The 16,098-nt window shown below is 60.7% G+C and carries 17 protein-coding genes and 1 pseudogene; 12 read left to right on the plus strand and 6 right to left on the minus strand.

Annotation, left to right across the window (positions count from 1 at the left end):
* Positions 1-13: 13 nt before the first annotated feature.
* Both LJX92_RS10270 and LJX92_RS10275 read left to right on the plus strand, forming a co-directional pair.
* A complete protein-coding gene (locus LJX92_RS10270) occupies positions 14-829 on the plus strand; it encodes a carbon-nitrogen hydrolase family protein (protein WP_228309701.1) in 816 nt (271 codons plus the stop codon).
* Between the two features lie 63 nt (positions 830-892).
* On the plus strand, positions 893-1,993 hold the full coding sequence (locus LJX92_RS10275) for a polyamine ABC transporter substrate-binding protein (RefSeq protein WP_228309702.1): 1,101 nt from the start codon (positions 893-895) through the stop codon (positions 1,991-1,993).
* On the opposite strand, the gene LJX92_RS10280 is transcribed toward LJX92_RS10275, so the two are convergent.
* The gene (locus tag LJX92_RS10280; protein ID WP_032876631.1) at positions 1,977-2,999 is read right to left on the minus strand and encodes an alpha/beta hydrolase; all 1,023 of its coding nucleotides are present in this window, start codon (positions 2,997-2,999) and stop codon (positions 1,977-1,979) included. The genes LJX92_RS10275 and LJX92_RS10280 overlap by 17 nt on opposite strands.
* 229 nt (positions 3,000-3,228) lie before the next feature.
* Between LJX92_RS10280 and LJX92_RS10285 the strand changes: the two genes are divergently transcribed.
* Positions 3,229-5,412: a PAS domain S-box protein gene (locus LJX92_RS10285; protein WP_228309703.1), complete on the plus strand. Its 2,184-nt coding sequence runs from the start codon at positions 3,229-3,231 to the stop codon at positions 5,410-5,412.
* Positions 5,409-5,771 (plus strand): response regulator, encoded by a 363-nt coding sequence (locus tag LJX92_RS10290; RefSeq protein WP_103735325.1) that lies wholly within the window; start codon positions 5,409-5,411, stop codon positions 5,769-5,771. The genes LJX92_RS10285 and LJX92_RS10290 overlap by 4 nt, the downstream gene beginning before the upstream one ends.
* On the opposite strand, the gene LJX92_RS10295 is transcribed toward LJX92_RS10290, so the two are convergent.
* On the minus strand, positions 5,768-6,556 hold the full coding sequence (locus LJX92_RS10295) for an AraC family transcriptional regulator (protein ID WP_228309704.1): 789 nt from the start codon (positions 6,554-6,556) through the stop codon (positions 5,768-5,770). The genes LJX92_RS10290 and LJX92_RS10295 overlap by 4 nt on opposite strands.
* A 146-nt stretch (positions 6,557-6,702) precedes the next feature.
* Here LJX92_RS10295 and LJX92_RS10300 point away from each other — a divergent pair, with 146 nt between their 5' ends.
* The 7 genes and pseudogenes from LJX92_RS10300 (at position 6,703) to LJX92_RS10330 (ending at position 13,731) form a co-directional block, all read left to right on the plus strand.
* Complete coding sequence (locus tag LJX92_RS10300) at positions 6,703-6,891, plus strand: DUF1656 domain-containing protein (RefSeq protein ID WP_032876622.1); 189 nt, start codon at positions 6,703-6,705, stop codon at positions 6,889-6,891.
* A gap of 12 nt (positions 6,892-6,903) precedes the next feature.
* Positions 6,904-7,812, plus strand: coding sequence for an HlyD family secretion protein (locus LJX92_RS10305; protein WP_032876619.1), 909 nt, complete (start codon positions 6,904-6,906; stop codon positions 7,810-7,812).
* Positions 7,812-9,767, plus strand: coding sequence for an FUSC family protein (locus tag LJX92_RS10310; RefSeq protein ID WP_228309900.1), 1,956 nt, complete (start codon positions 7,812-7,814; stop codon positions 9,765-9,767). Before LJX92_RS10305 ends, LJX92_RS10310 begins: the two co-directional genes overlap by 1 nt.
* 61 nt (positions 9,768-9,828) lie before the next feature.
* A complete protein-coding gene (gene gcvA, locus LJX92_RS10315; protein WP_032876613.1) occupies positions 9,829-10,734 on the plus strand; it encodes a transcriptional regulator GcvA in 906 nt (301 codons plus the stop codon).
* 75 nt (positions 10,735-10,809) lie between these two features.
* Positions 10,810-11,637 carry a DMT family transporter gene (locus tag LJX92_RS10320; RefSeq protein ID WP_032876610.1) on the plus strand — a complete coding sequence of 276 codons (828 nt, stop codon included), beginning with the start codon at positions 10,810-10,812 and terminating at the stop codon, positions 11,635-11,637.
* A gap of 29 nt (positions 11,638-11,666) precedes the next feature.
* Positions 11,667-11,875 (plus strand): annotated as a pseudogene (locus LJX92_RS10325) (SDR family NAD(P)-dependent oxidoreductase); the annotation flags it as partial.
* Between the two features lie 347 nt (positions 11,876-12,222).
* Positions 12,223-13,731: a sensor domain-containing diguanylate cyclase gene (locus LJX92_RS10330; RefSeq protein ID WP_228309705.1), complete on the plus strand. Its 1,509-nt coding sequence runs from the start codon at positions 12,223-12,225 to the stop codon at positions 13,729-13,731.
* 15 nt (positions 13,732-13,746) lie between these two features.
* Here the strand turns inward: LJX92_RS10330 and LJX92_RS10335 are convergent, their stop codons facing one another.
* The 3 genes from LJX92_RS10335 to LJX92_RS10345 all read right to left on the minus strand — a co-directional run bounded on the left by LJX92_RS10335 (position 13,747) and on the right by LJX92_RS10345 (position 14,969).
* Positions 13,747-13,896: a hypothetical protein gene (locus tag LJX92_RS10335; RefSeq protein ID WP_177464527.1), complete on the minus strand. Its 150-nt coding sequence runs from the start codon at positions 13,894-13,896 to the stop codon at positions 13,747-13,749.
* 177 nt (positions 13,897-14,073) lie between these two features.
* The gene (locus LJX92_RS10340) at positions 14,074-14,523 is read right to left on the minus strand and encodes an N-acetyltransferase (RefSeq protein ID WP_103735320.1); all 450 of its coding nucleotides are present in this window, start codon (positions 14,521-14,523) and stop codon (positions 14,074-14,076) included.
* Positions 14,520-14,969 carry a helix-turn-helix domain-containing protein gene (locus LJX92_RS10345; protein ID WP_034119103.1) on the minus strand — a complete coding sequence of 150 codons (450 nt, stop codon included), beginning with the start codon at positions 14,967-14,969 and terminating at the stop codon, positions 14,520-14,522. The genes LJX92_RS10340 and LJX92_RS10345 overlap by 4 nt, the downstream gene beginning before the upstream one ends.
* An 81-nt stretch (positions 14,970-15,050) precedes the next feature.
* Here LJX92_RS10345 and LJX92_RS10350 point away from each other — a divergent pair, with 81 nt between their 5' ends.
* Entirely contained in the window at positions 15,051-15,545 is a 495-nt protein-coding gene (locus tag LJX92_RS10350) for a DUF2938 domain-containing protein (RefSeq protein ID WP_228309706.1), read from the plus strand.
* Between the two features lie 6 nt (positions 15,546-15,551).
* Here the strand turns inward: LJX92_RS10350 and LJX92_RS10355 are convergent, their stop codons facing one another.
* Positions 15,552-16,004, minus strand: coding sequence for a GNAT family N-acetyltransferase (locus tag LJX92_RS10355; protein WP_032876592.1), 453 nt, complete (start codon positions 16,002-16,004; stop codon positions 15,552-15,554).
* Positions 16,005-16,098: the final 94 nt, after the last annotated feature.

Here is a 16,098-nt window from a genome sequence, read left to right on the forward strand (position 1 = left end):
CCAAGGACCTGCCATGAACATCGAACTCTTGCAGTTAGCCGGCCGCGACGGTGATACCGCTTATAACCTGGGACGCACCTTGGAGACCATCGCCAACTGCAACGCGGATACCGACTTGCTGGTATTTCCGGAAACCCATTTGATGGGCTTCGTCGGTGGCGAACAACTGGCCAAGGTCGCCGAGCCTCTGGACGGCCCGACGCTGCAAACCGTGCAGCAGGCGGTGCGCCAACGCAATGTGTCGGTTGTGATTGGCTTGGTCGAACGTGATGCGGACGCCTATTACAACACCTCGGTATTGATCACACCCGAGGGTATTGCCCTGCGCTATCGCAAAACCCATCTGTGGCCCTCCGAGCGCGCCGACATCACGCCAGGCGATCGCTTCGTCACTACGCTGTGGAACGGCGTGCGTGTCGGCCTGCTGATCTGCTACGACATCGAGCTGCCGGAAACGGCGCGGGCGCTGGGGCAATTGGGTGCCGAATTGATCATCGTCACCAACGGCAACATGGACCCCTACGGCCCGGTGCATCGCACCGCGATCATGGCCAGGGCCCAGGAAAACCAGGTGTTCTGCGTGATGGTCAACCGCGCGGGGCAGGGCGATGACGGTCTGGTATTTGCTGGCGGCAGCACGGTGGTCGACCCGTTTGGTCGCGTGCCGTACGAAGCCGGGCGCGAAGAAACCCGTCATGCGTTCGGTCTGGACCTTGCTCAAATCAAGGCGGCTCGCAGGGATTATCACTACCTCAATGATCGTCGGTTGCTGCTGCAAGGCGAGGCTGTCGAGCATCCCAATGGCCGCCGTGAACTGCTTATTCGCTGACTGCGTTTGTACCCTCCATAACAATAATCAGCTGGTGCGCAGGTGCCGGCCCAGGAGTTCGTGATGATCGCTATTCGATGCATGCAATGGGGGCTGGCTGCCGTTATCAGCGGCGCAATGGCATGCGCTCAGGCGGCGGAGCCGAAGGTCAATATCTATAACTGGTATGACTTCATCGCGCCCACTACGCTGAAGGATTTCCAGGCGCAGACCGGCATTCAATCGGCCTACGACGTGTTCGACAACAGCGAGGTCATGCAAAGCAAACTTATGGCCGGGCGTAGCGGCTATGACGTGGTAGTCGCTACCGGCGACCTGTTGCCGAACCTGATCAAGGCCGGTGTACTCAAGGAACTGGATCGCTCGCAACTGACCAACCTGTCACATCTGGATCCGGATATCCTGGCCAAGGTCAGCAGCAACGACCCCGGTAATCGTTTTGCCGTGCCTTATCTGTGGGGCACCACCGGCATTGGTTACGACGTCGCCAAAGTCCACGCGCTCCTGGGTGACAACGCACCGGTAGATTCCTGGGACCTGATTTTCAAAGAAGAAAACCTCGCCAGGCTGGGCGAGTGCGGCGTGGCGATGCTGGATGCGCCCGCTGAAATCATCCCGATCGCCTTGCACTATCTGGGGTTGCCCTATAACAGCCAGAACCCGGAAGACTACCTCAAGGCCCAGGCCCTGCTGTTGAAACTGCGCCCGCACATTCGCTACTTCGACTCCTCGCGCTTTATCACCGATCTGGCCAATGGCGATATCTGCGCTGTCGTCGGCTGGGCGGGCGGCGTAATGGACGCTCGCAAAGCGGCCGATGCCGCCGGCAATGGTCGCCGGATCCAGTACAGCATCCCCAAGGAAGGCGCGCCGATCTGGGTGGAAAACCTGGTACTGCTCAACGATGCACCGAATCCCCAGCAGGGCCTGGCGTTCATCGACTACATGCTGCGCCCGCCGGTGATTGCCGCGTCGTCCAATTACCTCAGCTATGCCAATGCCAACAAGGACGCCAAAGGGCTGGTTGATGCGAAGGTGCGCGATAATCCTGGGGTTTATCCTTCCAAGGCAGTGCTGGATACGCTATTTGCGCTGGAGCCGCTGCCCTTGAAACTGGAGCGCGTGCGTACGCGGGTCTGGAGCAAGGTCAAGAGTGGGACCTGAGCTTGCGTAGCCAGGTGCTTATGGCTTCAACGAGTTCGACCTTGCATTCCACCGGCAACCAATGCCCGCCGGGTAGGCTCGCCACGGTGAGATCTACGCAGGCCGCTCGCATTGGATCGCCCAGATGATTACCTTTGATGGTGTTCATCTGATCGTAATCGCCGTTCACAAACAACACTGGCAATGACAAGAGGCCGCCATTGCACGCCCGGTGTGCATACTCAATGTTGGCATCGTCGTTTAAATACCACGCGCAGGGAGCGCGGAAACCATGCGCCTGGAAACTGCGCACCAATTGCGCGAAGTCTGCCTGCGGCCAGAGTGCAAGGTCTGGCTGGGTGAGGGGGGCCCGGTGCGCTTGGCCGAACCGCCCGCCCTTGCGGGTCACTTCGGCATTCGCTGCAATCTTGCCGATATTCGCCGGGTCGCCTCGGCGATAAATCGACGCCAGCGATGCGGCTTTATCCGCATCAAGGTCAGCGACAGCGCACGCAAAGTGTGTGTTGTAGTAGCGGTAATAATCCCATTGACCGTCCGGATACGTGTCCGCCGGGTAGATCGAGCGGTCAACCAGTGGGACGAGCGTTGGCAGCGCGTTAGTGGTGGGGAAGTACGGGACCGAAATCAATACAACACCGCAGCTGCGCTGAGGCTCATGAGCGACCAGTTCACCCGCCACGACGCTGCCCCAATCGTGGCCTACCCAAATGGCGGGCCTGCCACCGAGATGGTCGTGAAGCTCTGCCATGTCGGCCACGATGTTTTCAAGGGTGTACGCCTGCGTGGGCGCGGGTGCAGAAGAACGACCATAACCGCGCATGTCGGGTGCAACGCAGTGCCAGCCTTGTGCCGCGAATGCTTGGATCTGTGCGCGCCAGATCAGGCTGAGCTCCGGCCAACCGTGCAGGAACAGCATCAATGGCCCATCGGCCGGTCCCATCTCTACATAGTGCGTCGTATGGCGCGGTGTATTGAGAACACGCGAGGTCAGCTTGGAAGTGGACACAGTCTCTCCTCATGCTACGTCGGCTGATAAACTCGAAGCGGCAACACTATACTGAGCGGTAGGCTTCATGTTTCGTTCCCATTCGGCGCTTCCAGCGCCCGAGGCAAAGTCTTGCGTGTGAATGAAATTTATCCAAGGTGGAATGCTTTTTCAGTACATACACTCAGGGAAGAGCGAAAGGCGGCAATAGCAGTCGCGTTTTTCAATACAGGTGCATTGAGGATCAAGTATGTTGAATGTTGACCAGCCCCCCACAACCACACGCGAACCCAGTGAATACGAGAGCCTGGTCGCGATGGGGACTCACTTGCTCGATGTGATTCCGGGGGCAATTTACCTCTGTGACCGCGACGGGTGGCTCGTCAGGTTCAACAGCGAAGCGGTTAGTTTGTGGGGACGAACACCAGCCCTCGGTAAGCATGGCGACCGCTATTGCGGCTCATATCGACTTTATACGACAGACGGCGCTCCATTGGCGGTCGACGAATGTCCGATGGCGTCGACGCTCAACGCTGGCCTGTGTGCGCGTAACCAGGAAGTCTTGATCGAGCGCCCTGACGGATCTCGCTTCGTAGCGCTCATGAATATCCGCACGCTTAGCGATCGCCATGGACGAATCCAGGGCGCGATCAATTGCTTTCAGGACGTCTCGGCGCACCACGCAATAGCCGAGGAGCTGCGACGCAAAAGTTCCGACCTCGAAGACTTTTTCGAAAACAGCGCCGTGGGCCTGCATATTGTCAGCGGCGAAGGCATTATCCTGCGCGCCAATAAAGCCGAGTTATCGCTGCTGGGCTATTGCGCGGACGAATACATCGGCCGTCACATCACTGAATTTCATGTGGATGAACCGGTCATCGGCGACATCCTCCATAAACTCGGCAGCGGCGATTGCCTGAACAGTTACCCGGCGCGCCTGCGGGCCAAGGACGGCAGCATCAGGCACGTAGCGATTACCTCGAATGGGCGATTCGAAGACGGCAAGTTCTTCAACACACGTTGCTTCACGATTGACGTGACCCGCGTGCACGACGCCGAAACCGGGCGCCAGGAGAGCGATGACCGGCTGGCGGCGACCTACGAGGCGGCGACCATCGGCATTGCCGAGGCTGGCGAGGACGGTCGCCTGCTGCGGGTCAACGATGCCCTTTGCACCATGCTCGGGCGCCCTCGTGAGCAATTGCTGGCGATGACCTTCCTGGACTACACCCACCCAGACAGTGTCGAGCAGGACGCGGCGTTATACGCACGACAGGTGGCGGGTGAACTGGACAACTACGTGTTGCGCAAACGCGCGTTCAAGCTCGATGGCCAGGCGCTTTATCTGGATGTTCATAGCTCGTCGGTCAGGGCGCCGGATGGCCGATTCCGCTATGGTGTGCGGGTCATTCAGGACGTCACGCTGGCCCGAAAAATGGAAAACCGGGTGCGTGAAAGCGAACGGCACATGCGCGATCTGCTCGAGGCGCTGCCGGCAGCGGTCTACACCACCGACGCCGAAGGGCGTATCACTTTTTATAATCGTGCGGCCGTCGAGTTGTCGGGGCGCACGCCGCAACTGGGCGACCTGTGGTGTGTCACCTGGAAACTATTTAACACCGACGGCTCTTTTCTGCCTCACGACCAATGCCCGATGGCCGTGGCACTCAAGGAAAACCGCGCCATACGCGGCGTCGAGGCCGTCGCCGAGCGTCCGGATGGCACCCGCGTGTCTTTCACGCCGTATCCGACCCCGCTGCACGATGCCGATGGCAATCTGATCGGCGCGATCAACATGCTTGTGGATATCACCGAGCGAAAGCAGGCCGAAGACCGACAAAAGAACTTGATCGATGAACTCAATCATCGGGTCAAGAACACCCTGGCCACGGTCCAGTCCCTGGCGTCCCAGACCGCGCGTAACGCGCAGGATGCCAGGGACGGCTACACCCGGTTCGAAGCCCGATTGCTCGCCTTGTCGCGTGCCCATGACCTGCTGACGAAGCGGCATTGGGGCCTTACGCCGCTGGGAGTGCTGGCCCAGGAAGTGTTGGTGCCGGTGTTTGGCCATGATTCCGGTCGCGTGGTGATTGCCGGTGATGCCATCGAGGTCGACACCCGCGTCGCCCTGAACCTGACCATGACACTTAACGAACTGGCGATCAACGCCCTCAAATACGGAGCGATGTCCACCGACACCGGGACACTCTCGGTGAGCTGGAGCGTGCGACCCCAGCCCAGCGGCGCGCTGCTCACCGTGGACTGGCGCGAACAAGGCGGGCCTTCGGTCTCCACGCCGGAGCGCGAAGGCTTGGGTTCGCGGTTGATGAAGCGCTGTATCGAGCGTGATCTAGGCGGTTCGTTCGAACTTGACTTCGCCCCTGAGGGCGTTCACTGCCGCTTCTCGTTTATGCTCGCTGAGAACCAGACATGACCACGTTCCCAGGCACCAGAGTGCTCCTGGTTGAAGACGAGGGCACCATCGCCATGTTGATCGAGGAAATGCTCGAAGACCTGGAGTGCACCGTAGTCGCCTCCGTGGCCCAACTCGCCAAGGCGATACACGTGGCAGGGGTGGTGGATGTCAACTTGGCGATCCTCGACGTGAACCTGGCTGGAGAATACGTCTTCCCAGTGGCGCGGATTCTGCGCGCACGCCACATTCCGTTTTTGTTCAGTACGGGCTACGGCGGCAGTGGCCTGCCGGAAGAGTTCAGGGGCTGTCCGGTGTTGCATAAGCCATTTGCGGAAAAGGATCTGCGGTTGAAAATTGCGCTGACGCTGGAGTCTTAGGTAAGACCCACGGTGTTGCGCAGGTAACGGGCCGGTGAGGTGCCCAGGGTTTTACGAAACATCGTGATGAACGAGCTGACTGACTCATAGCCGAGCGCTTCAGCGGTTCTCTGCACTGATTGCCCTTCGGCCAGGCTTTGCAGGGCGACGATGATCTGCCATTGCTTGCGCCATTGTCCGAAGGTCAGGCCGGTTTCGGCTTTTACCAGGCGGGCCAGCGAGCGTTCGCTCATGGCCACGTGGCGTGCCCAGTTTGCCATGGTGGCGCGGTTGGCGGGATCCTGCGCCAGGGCCCGGGCGATGGTGCGCAGCGGGTTTGAGGCGGGTAGAGGCAGGTAGAGTTGTTCGGTGGGGGCCAGTTCAAGCGCTTCGAGCAGTACGCGGGCCAATCGAGCAGTGCGTGAATCGGCCGGGTAATCCTGAGCCTGGCCGCTCAGGTGCAGGATCAGCTCAAGGATCAATGGCGACAGCGCCAAGGTACAGCAGCGATCCGGCAGCGATGCAGCGCCGGGCTCCACGAACAGAAAACACACCTGCCCGTTGGCTGTCACGCGGTTGCTATGAGCGACGCCCCCCGGGATCCACACGCCGAACCCTGACGGCACCATCCACACGCCATCTTCCACCGTACACACAATGCCACCGCAACACGCCACCACCAGTTGCCCCTTGCGGTGCTTGTGTACGGCAGACTCGCTGTCGTTGCGCTGGGGTTCCAGCATCAGCGCTACGGCGGGCTGGGAAAGGGTGTCGTACTCAAACTGATCGACTTGGATCTGTGCCATGCAAGCTCATCCAGGGTTGTCCGGATTTGATTATATTTTGGCAGTGTACTCAATATCGGCAGTGGCAGTAATTCCCTAGCATCACCTACAAGCCTGCCTTCCTTGGGCGGGCGACTGCTAGAACCTTCCGAATCCCGGTGCTTGCCATGCTTAGCGAAATCTCGATTGCCAACCTCTACTTTCCGCCCTTGTTGATCTACCTGGGTGCGTCCCTCCTGGCCTACCGGCTGATCGAACGTCTGGCCGGTCGCTGGCTGGACCGAGCGTGGCACCCGGCGCTGGCGCGTTTTTTTGTCTCGCTCATCGTCGTGTCGACGATGGTCGTCCATTGCTGAGCGAGGCCGCGCATGTCTATCGTCAAACTGCTTAAAACTGCCGCCACCGTGGGGCTTGGCGTGCTGGCCCTGGTGTTTTGCCTGCAACTCTGGCGGGCATACGTGCTGGCGCCCTGGACGCGGGATGGGCGGGTGAGTGCACAGGTGATCCGCATTGCGCCCGAGGTGTCCGGCCAAATCGATCAGTTATGGGTCAGTGACAACCAATGGGTGGCAAAGGGTGCTTTGCTCTATCGGATTGATACGCGTGCTTATCGATTGACCCAGCAGCAGCGCGCAGCGCAATTCGCAGAAGCGCGGAGTGTGTTCGAGCAGCGCAGTGCGCAGTTCAAGCGGCGCGCGCAACTGGGCGGCGCCATCGCCCGGGAAGAGATCGACAACGCGGCGCGTGACTTGGCCGTGGCCCAAGCACGTTTGGACGCGGCACGCAGCCAGTTGGCCCAGGCCCAGCTCGACCTTGACCGCACGACTGTGCGTTCGCCAGTGGACGGCTACGTCACGCAACTGCGGTTGCAGCCCGGTGACTATGCGCAGGCGGGTGCTACCAACCTGTTCGTGGTCGACGCTCATAGTTTCTGGATCACGGGCTATTTTGAAGAGACCAAGCTGCCGGGTGTACTCATCGGCGCACCGGTGTCGATCAAGCTGATGGGCTTTGACCCGCTGCTGGAAGGCCACGTGGCAAGCCTGGGCAGAGGCATTGCCGACACCAATGAGTTGCGCAACGACAGCGGCTTGCCCCAGGTGAGCCCGACCTTCAGTTGGATTCGTCTGGCCCAGCGAGTGCCCGTGCGCATCGAGTTGGACAAGGTGCCGGACGGGGTAGAGTTGGCGGCGGGCATGACCGCCAGTGTCGAAGTGACGCAGCCGGGCGCCGCAGCGCGCTGGCGACTCACCCAATGGCTGCAGGCGTTCATGTGATGACTGGCCTGGCGACACGCTTTTTCGCGGCGATCCCTCGGCCCTGGACGTCCGCCACGCTTGCCTACGTGCTGCGCAGTATCCTGGCGGCAAGCCTGGCACTCTGGCTTGGTTTCCAACTGCATCTGGATTCGCCATTCTCGGGTGCGTCCACGGTGTTGTTGCTGGTGCAGCCCATCCAAGGGGCAGTGCGAGGCAAGGGTGTGTACCGGATGCTGGGCACCCTGGTCGGCATGGTCGCGGCCTTCGTGCTGATAGGGCTGTTCGCACAACAGATGCTGTTGTTCATACTGGGCGTCGGTATATGGCTGGGCCTGTGCGTCGGTGCAATGACGGTTTTGCGTCATTACCAGGCCACCGCGGCAGTGGTGGCGGGCTATACGGTGTGTTTGGCGCTGGGCCCTGCCATCGTCGCCCCGGAACAGGGCTTCGACCACATCATCACTCGTGGCACGGCGGTAGCGCTCGGCGTGCTCAGCTTGAGCCTGGTAGCGACGCTGTTCAGCGCCAAGACCATGGCGCATAAAGTTCGAAGCTCGCTGATCGACGCCTGTGCGCGCAGCGCCCGGCTGCTCGCGGCAAGCCTTGTGGGTGAAGAGCCTGCGCAGCTGGCGACGCAACGGCACCAGCTCGCGATCGATATCAGCAAGGTGGACGACCAGCTTGGGCTCGGCCGTGGCGAATCGTCGCTGATCCGCTCGCGGCAGCTGGCGATTCAGGCCGGCCTGGCGCATCTGCAGTCGGCTGTGCTCGACGTGCACCCGGACGACCCCGACCCCGCAATCGACCCCGCGTTGCGCGCCCGCATAAGCACAGGCTTGCAGCAACTGAGTGAATGCCTGGCGCAGGCTCGCTGCGACTTTCGCGCCGCGGCCGCGACACTGGAGCAACTGCGTCGCTGGGTGGATGATTGCGCCCACTCAAGCCCACACCTGCGGTTGCGCAGCGAACGCTTGGACGACCAATTGGCGGACTTGGGCGAGGCCCTGTTGAACTTCGCCAGCCTCGACCAGGCTCGCCGCGCGCCAGTACGCGCCGTGGGGTATCACCGCCATTACGCGGATGCGGCGCGAAACGGCATCCGGGCACTGCTCGCCATACTGAGTGCGGGTGCGATCTGGTATTTCAGCGGCTGGGATCAAGGGCCCACATTACTGGCGGTGCTGGGGCCGTACTGCACCCTGGTGGCGACGGCTGCCGCGCCAGCCCAAGGTATCAACGGTTTTATCCGCGGCACGCTCTACGCGATTGTGGCGGCGGCGCTGTGCAAATTCCTGTTGATGCCACAGATCAACGGCTTCCCTCTGTTGTTGCTGGTCATGGCGGGCTTCTGGTCATTCGGCATCCATGCCACGAGCCAGCCGCGCCATGCCCTGCAAGGGGTTGCCTACCTGATCGGCTTCAACACCCTGGTGAGCACCGGTATGACCGCCACCTACGATTTCGTCGGTTTCGCCAACCAGGCGCTGGCCTGGATCGTGGCGATGATTGTGTGCCTCCTGGCGTTTCAGATCCTGCCCAAAGATCCAGCCAGGCAGGTACGCGCATTGACACGTGCGCTGCACCGGCACACACGCCTGCTGCTACGCCAGGCAAATACAATCGATCATGCTCAATGGCAAGCGGAGCAACAACACCGGTTAGTTACGTTGAAGAGTTTGCTTGGCGCTGATCACCCGCACGCTGACCCGGCGGGCTACTTGTCGCTGCAACTGAGCAAGCAATTGAATCGGCTACAGCGCAAAGCCAGCGGTGTTGATCCGGCATCTCCCGTGGCCCGATGCGTGCAAAGCGGTGCGCGGCGGGTTGCACGATATGCCCATCATCCCGCGATCGGCGCCGCACAGGCGCGGCGCACATCCCGGTCGTTGAGCAGGCTTGGTGCGCCTCATCTGGCGAGCGGATATCAGCACTTGGCGCGGCTGCTGGAGCAATACGCGAACCTGGTGCTTTAGGGCTAACATGAGTCAATGCTCATGCTCAGCGCTTACTGCTAACTCGCCGGACACCCTATCTATGAGAGATCTGCCGCCCACCGCGACCTTGCGCGCCTTCGAAGCCGCCACTCGCCACCCGACCTTTACCGCGGCCGCGCAGGAGTTGCATGTTACTCAGAGCGCGGTCAGCCACCAGCTCAAACACCTGGAAGCGCTTTGGGGCCTGGCGTTGTTCGAGCGTGGCCAGTCGTTACGCCTGACCCCGGCGGGGGCTACCCTGGCGCCCATCGTGCGCGAATTCTTCATGAGCCTGGAGGCGACCCTGGCCGACCTGCGCGAGCAAAAGGGCAGGGTACGGCTCAAGGTCAGCACCACTTATTCCTTTGCCTTGAAATGGCTGCTGCCACGCTTGCCGAACCTCGCTCGCCAGCACCCCGAGCTGCTGGTTGCGCTGGACACCACGGACGACGTCATCCACTTTTCCGACGCCCAAGCGGATGTCGCGGTCCGGCTGGGCAAGGGGAATTACCCGGGCCTGTATTCGGAGTTTTTGTTCGGCGAGCAGGTGTTTCCCGTGGCCAGCCCCGAACTGTTGCGGCGCCTTGGCACCCCGGGCAGCCCCGCCCATTTATTGGACTTCCCGCTGCTGGCCCGCGATGGCGCCGAGCTGGCACCGAAATGGGAGGTCTGGTTTCAAGCGGTGGGGCTGGCTTTTACGCCGCTCAGGGAAAGCGTCAGGTTTGGCGACACCAACATGACCGTCGAGGCGGCCCTGCTCGGCCATGGCATCGCGTTGGTGCGCAGCGGGCATGTGGAGCAGGAAATCAGCGATGGCCGCCTGGTGCGCCTGTTCGATGTGCCGTTCCCGTCACCGCTTGCCTACTATTTTGTGTGCCCCAAGGGCATCGAAACCCAGCCGCATATCTTCAGCTTTCGTCAATGGCTGATGAGCGAGGCGCTGAAAGTACAACGGGCGGATCAATGAGGTATGAGTATCTGTTCATGCTGTGATGAGCAGACTTCGCTGTAAGCCGGGGCCTTGGCTTGCCTAAGATGGCGCATGCCTACTCATATCATCTTCCTGGTGCTGTTCGCCGCCCTGCTTCATGCCAGCTGGAACGCGCTATTGCGTGGTGGTGCCGACCGGCTATGGTCGATGACTGTCATGTGCATGGCCATTGCCTTCACCAGTCTCATCGCCGCTACGTTCATGGTGACGCCGGCGATTGAGAGCTGGGGCTATGGGGTGCTTTCGGCGTTGCTGCATGTCGGTTACAACCTGTTCCTGGTGCGCAGCTACCGGGTGGGCGACCTGGGGCAGATCTATCCGATTTCCCGGGGCTCGTCGCCGGCGCTGATCACCCTGGGGGCTGCGGTATTTGCCGGGGAACGCATTGCGCCCGTCGAGTTGCTGGGGATTGCACTGGTGTCAGGGGCGATTATTTCCCTGGCTTTCAGCGGGCGTCGGTTGTCGGTTCCCAGCCTGCCTTATGCGCTGGGAACGGGCTGTTTCATCGCGGCCTACAGCGTTGTCGACGGTATCGGCGCCAGGCTCTCCGGCGCGCCGCTGGCCTATACCGTATGGATGTGCGCGTTGTGGGGCGTGATGATGCCAGCGGTGTACATCGGCCTGCGCGATGCCCGCAGTTTATTAAGCCTGCGCCCCGGTACCTTGGCCGCGGTGGTCGGCGGGCTGGTGTCTTTGCTGGCCTATGCAATCGTGATCTACGCGATGAACGAAGCGCCGTTGGGCGCGGTATCGGCATTGCGCGAAACCAGCGTGTTGTTCGCGATGTTGATTGGCTACTTTTTTCTTGGCGAAACCCTTACCGCGCGCAGGGTCCTGGCGTGCGTGGTGATCGCCGGCGGCACCCTTATCATCGGCTGATACAGCCATCATCCAAGGAGGTATTTTCAATGGTTGACGTCTCGCAGGCACCGCTGATCCTGATCACCGGTGGCAGTCGCGGAGTGGGTGCCGCGACCGCCCGGCCATCGACCGCAGGTTCGGGCGCCTCGACGTACTGGTCAATAATACCGGCGTGCTGACGACTCAGTCGCGTCTGGAGGACCTGAGCCTGGAGCGCATGCAGCGCATCTTCGCGGTCAACGCCATCGGCCCGATGCCCGTGTGGTTAAAGGTGAGCACTGGTAGAACGGTGCCGGGCCCTGGAGGTTGCTTGCACTGGCCCTGAAGCATCGGTTGTTTCACTTGAGGCGAGTGTGGCAGAGGTTGAAGGCGCGATAGATGATCTTGAGCAGGCGCTGTTGAGTTTTCAGCAGGGTGGGGCGTGAGCCGTATGGTCTGGTTCAAGCCGAGGCGAGGCTGTTGGTGTAGGAAATTTCTGTGGGTGCTATTGCTGCAGTGCAAGCAGAGTGCTTGTATGCTTGCGCCCATAAACCGGTGGCCTCTGTAAGTGCCGACGTTCGAATGATGGCTGGACTGGAAACCGGACTTCCTTAAGGTGCTGACGTGAAGCGCGATACCCGCCTTGTGATGCTTTTGCTGTTGGTGATTGGTTGCTCCCTGACCTCGTTGACGATCTGGAAGGTTCTGTCTTCGCGTGAGCGCGCGCTGGCGGAAGTGGATGTGCATGGTTTGAACCTGACCCAGGCACTCAATACCTATACCGAAGGTATCGTCCGGCAAAGCGCGCTGTTGTTGCTGGGCCTGGTCGAGCGCCTCGAAACCGAAGGCAGTGGCCCGGCGCAAATCGAGCGTATCCATGCGTTGATCAACCGCCAGCAGCCGCTGATGCCGCAGCTCAGTGGCATCACGGTGTATGACCGTCAGGGCGGCTGGTTGATGTCCTCCAACCGGCGGATTCCAGAGGGGGCCAATAGCAGCGATCGCGCCTATTTCATTCATCATCGTGACGATCCGAGCCCCGAGCCGTTCATTGGCCCACCGGTTCAGAGCCGTGCCAATCAGGAATGGGTGGTTACCGTCAGCCGCCGATTCAATGATGCATCGGGCAATTTTGCCGGGGTGGTTGCGGTGACGCTGGGGGTGGAAAACTTTCTGCGCGTGTTCGGCAAGCTTGACGTTGGCCTGGAGGGTGCCATCGGCTTGTCCTACACCGACGGCACGTTGCTGGTGCGCTATCCCTTCCGTGAACAGGACATGGGGCGCAATTTTTCCAAGTCGCCTATCTATGCCAAGTATTTCGATCAGCCTTTTGGCACCACCGCGCATACCTCCAGCCTGGATGGTGTGGAGCGGTTGTATGCCTTTCGCAAAAGCGAAACGCTGCCGCTGATTACCACCGTCGCGCTGGGCAAGCATGAAGCCCTCGCGGCGTGGCGCATCGAGGCGGCACTGTCGGCAGTCGTGGTGGCGGGCTTGTTGGGGCTGACCGGGCTGATCGGCTGGTTCCTGATTCTGGATATTCGCCGGCGAACCGCGGCGGAAGAGGCGCTGCGCGTCGCCCAGCAACAGTTGCTCGATTCCAATCGTCAATTGGCGTTCCTGGCGATGAAGGACGCGTTGACCGGTTTGGCGAACCGCCGTTGTTTCGATGAAACACTGGCCCTGGAAGCACGCCGGGCGCAGCGTGAAGGTACGTCGCTGGCGTTGTTGATGATCGATATCGACCATTTCAAACGCTACAACGATGCCTTCGGTCACGTGGTCGGCGACACTTGCTTGCAGAGGGTCAGCAGGCTATTGGAACGATGCGCGCGACGACCGTCAGACCTGGTGGCGCGTTATGGCGGTGAGGAAATGGCGATCATCATGCCCGGCACCGACAGCCAAGGCGCGGCGGTGGTCGCGCAACGGATCCTTGAGTCGCTGCAGCACGAAAACATCACGCACCCAGGCAGCCCGTTCGGTTACGTCAGTGTGAGTATCGGCATTGCCGCGGGCACGGGTTTGCGTCTGGAACCGCCGCTCGGATTGATCGAGGCGGCTGATCAGGCGCTTTACTCGGCGAAGGCTGCGGGACGCAATGGATTTTCCCTGCACGCCACGGGGCATTGATTGTCTGCTCTAACCTCACATCCCCAGCGTCGGAATCATCACTTCACCACACTCCATGAGTTGGCCTGCCGTGACTTCCAACTGCGCAGTGGGCTTGGCCGCATAGCCAGCAATGAAGCCGGCGCTTAGCAGTAAAAGGCACAGGCAGGCTTTTCTCAGAATCATGCGCGTAGTTCTCAAATTAGGTCGCAAGGGAGATGCACAGATTGTGTATTCAAGAAAAGGTTCCTGAACAAGGCGTCACACCGTTAGCTGATCGCCAATAGGCAAGCGCCGAACACGCATGCCGGTGGCCGCCGCAAGGGCATTTCAACTCCTCGCCGATGCGCCGGGTTGGAGTCATCAGGGCAGTGGGTCAAATAATCCATCAGGCGCCCAGCCCATCACTGTTTCAAGGTGACCTGTGTGTTCGTCCCGTTGCTCTCTGAATACGGTAAAACCGTGCTTCTTGTAGAAGTGAAGGCTGGGAACATTCTGCGAATACACGCTCAGTTGAAGTGAGGTTCTGGCTGCCTGCGCGTCCTTGAGCAATTGTGTACCGATACCACTGCCCTGATGCTCAGGCGCGACAAACAGCGCCGCCAGGGTGTCTTCATATACGCAACTGAAGCCCAGCACTTTCCCGTCGGCTTCAAACACACGGGTCACGGCGCTGGGCAGGTAGACCTCGCGCATGGCGCCCAGTTGGTCATGCCAGAAGGCGGGGTCGATAAAGTGGTGGGCCAGGATGGACGCGTGCAGCCAAATATCCAGGACGGGTTCCAGGTCGGCAGGTTGAAAGTGGCGAATCATAGTGCCTCAGTGTTTGAGTGAGCAGGCCGAACCCTGGCGAGACCGGCGCTGCCGCGCTTGAAGGTTCCTGCTGCTGCGATGGTGAGTAGGCGGCGAAAAGTCGGGCATTGTGCGTGGTTGGGGGCAGGGCAGGCGGCCGCATGGCGCAAGCCCCGGCTCATCGCCTGCAGGTGTTTGACCGTGGCATCAATCTCGTCGGCCTTGGCCAGCAGTACCGCTCTATCCACATTGGCCTGGCCATTGGGTGACAGCATGGCGTGTATCTCGTCCAGCGACAGGCCACCCGCCTGCCCGAGGGCGATGACCGCCAACTGCTCAACGACCGCTGCTGCGAAATGACGGCGAGCACCGGGCGGGCTGGTCGATGTAATCAACCCCTTCTTTTCATAAAAACGCAGCGTATGGGCAGGAATGCCCGTGCGTTTGACGACCTCGGTGATATCCATTGGCAGACCATTGACTTGAAGTTGACTTCAACTTCTATGATGCCTGCGCAGGTCGAATGGGTCCATGACTAAGAGGTAGGTATGACAGCGTTGGAAGGGGTTGCACAGGTGGTGTTGTTGGGGGCAGGGGCTACCGTGGTGATGGATATGTGGATGCTGCTGATGAAGGTGCTTGGCTTTCCGACCCTGAATTTTGCGTTCGTTGGGCGTTGGGTCGGCCATGCGTGCCGGGGGCGATTTGCGCATTCAAGCATTGGGCAAGCGCTTCCCGTTCGAGGTGAAGTAGCCCTGGGTTGGATCGCGCATTACGTCACCGGAGTGGTGTTCGCGTGGGTGCTGGTGTGGATTGAAGGCGATGCCTGGTTGCTGGCGCCGACCTTTGTACCTGCACTGGCGTGGGGTGTTGTGACAGTGGCCGTTCCGCTGTTTGTGATACAGCCGGCCATGGGGGCCGGGTTTGCATCGTCCAGGACGCCGACGCCAGGCAAGAACCGACTGCGCAGCCTGATCAACCATGGCGTGTTTGGTGTGGGCCTTTACCTGGCGGCGTGGGTGATCGCCTGGGCCTGGGTCTGATGCAGATCAGCGCAGGAATTTGACGTACACGCACTCGGGGTCGTCTTCGTCGAGGTTCTCGATCTGCCCGCTGGGTATGAATCCGGCCTTTGTCATCAATGCCTGGGACGCGCGGTTGGAGGCGTTGGTGGAGGCGAACAACTTCGGCGTCTTGCAGGCCGCCTCGGCCGCCGCCAGCAGGCGCAGGGCCACACCCTGGCGCTGGTAGGTCGGTGATACCACCACAAGGGCAATAAAGCCGTGATCGAAAAAGTCGTGGGTGAGCACCAGGTACCCGGCGCACGTGTGGTCGCTGACTGCCACCAGGCATTGCTGGTTAACCACGGCATCGTGGATAAACACGCGGCGGTGGGCATGGGCAGCCGCGTAGGCGTCCAGTTCAACCAGGGCGTGTACGTCGTCGGGTTGGGCCTGGCGGATCAGCCACTCTGCGGCGGTGGGGGAGCGGTGTTCAGTCATGGGCGTTCTGGTTTTTTCTTCCACGTGGCGAGTGCCGGCTTCACGTTCATGTATGAGTCCCTAGCGCATAGGGATAGCACATTTTTATTACGCA

The organism is Pseudomonas sp. HN8-3 (assembly GCF_020790195.1).
Classification (GTDB): domain Bacteria; phylum Pseudomonadota; class Gammaproteobacteria; order Pseudomonadales; family Pseudomonadaceae; genus Aquipseudomonas; species Aquipseudomonas synxantha_A.

Coding starts and splice junctions, on each gene's coding strand:
- LJX92_RS10300 (WP_032876622.1), top strand. CDS start 6,703: ATGCTTAGCGAAATCTCGATTGCCAACCTCTACTTTCCGCCCTTGTTG.
- LJX92_RS10350 (WP_228309706.1), top strand. CDS start 15,051: ATGACAGCGTTGGAAGGGGTTGCACAGGTGGTGTTGTTGGGGGCAGGG.
- LJX92_RS10305 (WP_032876619.1), top strand. CDS start 6,904: ATGTCTATCGTCAAACTGCTTAAAACTGCCGCCACCGTGGGGCTTGGC.
- LJX92_RS10345 (WP_034119103.1), bottom strand. CDS start 14,969: ATGGATATCACCGAGGTCGTCAAACGCACGGGCATTCCTGCCCATACG.
- LJX92_RS10355 (WP_032876592.1), bottom strand. CDS start 16,004: ATGACTGAACACCGCTCCCCCACCGCCGCAGAGTGGCTGATCCGCCAG.
- gcvA (WP_032876613.1), top strand. CDS start 9,829: ATGAGAGATCTGCCGCCCACCGCGACCTTGCGCGCCTTCGAAGCCGCC.
- LJX92_RS10270 (WP_228309701.1), top strand. CDS start 14: ATGAACATCGAACTCTTGCAGTTAGCCGGCCGCGACGGTGATACCGCT.
- LJX92_RS10320 (WP_032876610.1), top strand. CDS start 10,810: ATGCCTACTCATATCATCTTCCTGGTGCTGTTCGCCGCCCTGCTTCAT.
- LJX92_RS10295 (WP_228309704.1), bottom strand. CDS start 6,556: ATGGCACAGATCCAAGTCGATCAGTTTGAGTACGACACCCTTTCCCAG.
- LJX92_RS10340 (WP_103735320.1), bottom strand. CDS start 14,523: ATGATTCGCCACTTTCAACCTGCCGACCTGGAACCCGTCCTGGATATT.
- LJX92_RS10275 (WP_228309702.1), top strand. CDS start 893: ATGATCGCTATTCGATGCATGCAATGGGGGCTGGCTGCCGTTATCAGC.
- LJX92_RS10290 (WP_103735325.1), top strand. CDS start 5,409: ATGACCACGTTCCCAGGCACCAGAGTGCTCCTGGTTGAAGACGAGGGC.
- LJX92_RS10285 (WP_228309703.1), top strand. CDS start 3,229: ATGTTGAATGTTGACCAGCCCCCCACAACCACACGCGAACCCAGTGAA.
- LJX92_RS10310 (WP_228309900.1), top strand. CDS start 7,812: ATGACTGGCCTGGCGACACGCTTTTTCGCGGCGATCCCTCGGCCCTGG.
- LJX92_RS10335 (WP_177464527.1), bottom strand. CDS start 13,896: ATGATTCTGAGAAAAGCCTGCCTGTGCCTTTTACTGCTAAGCGCCGGC.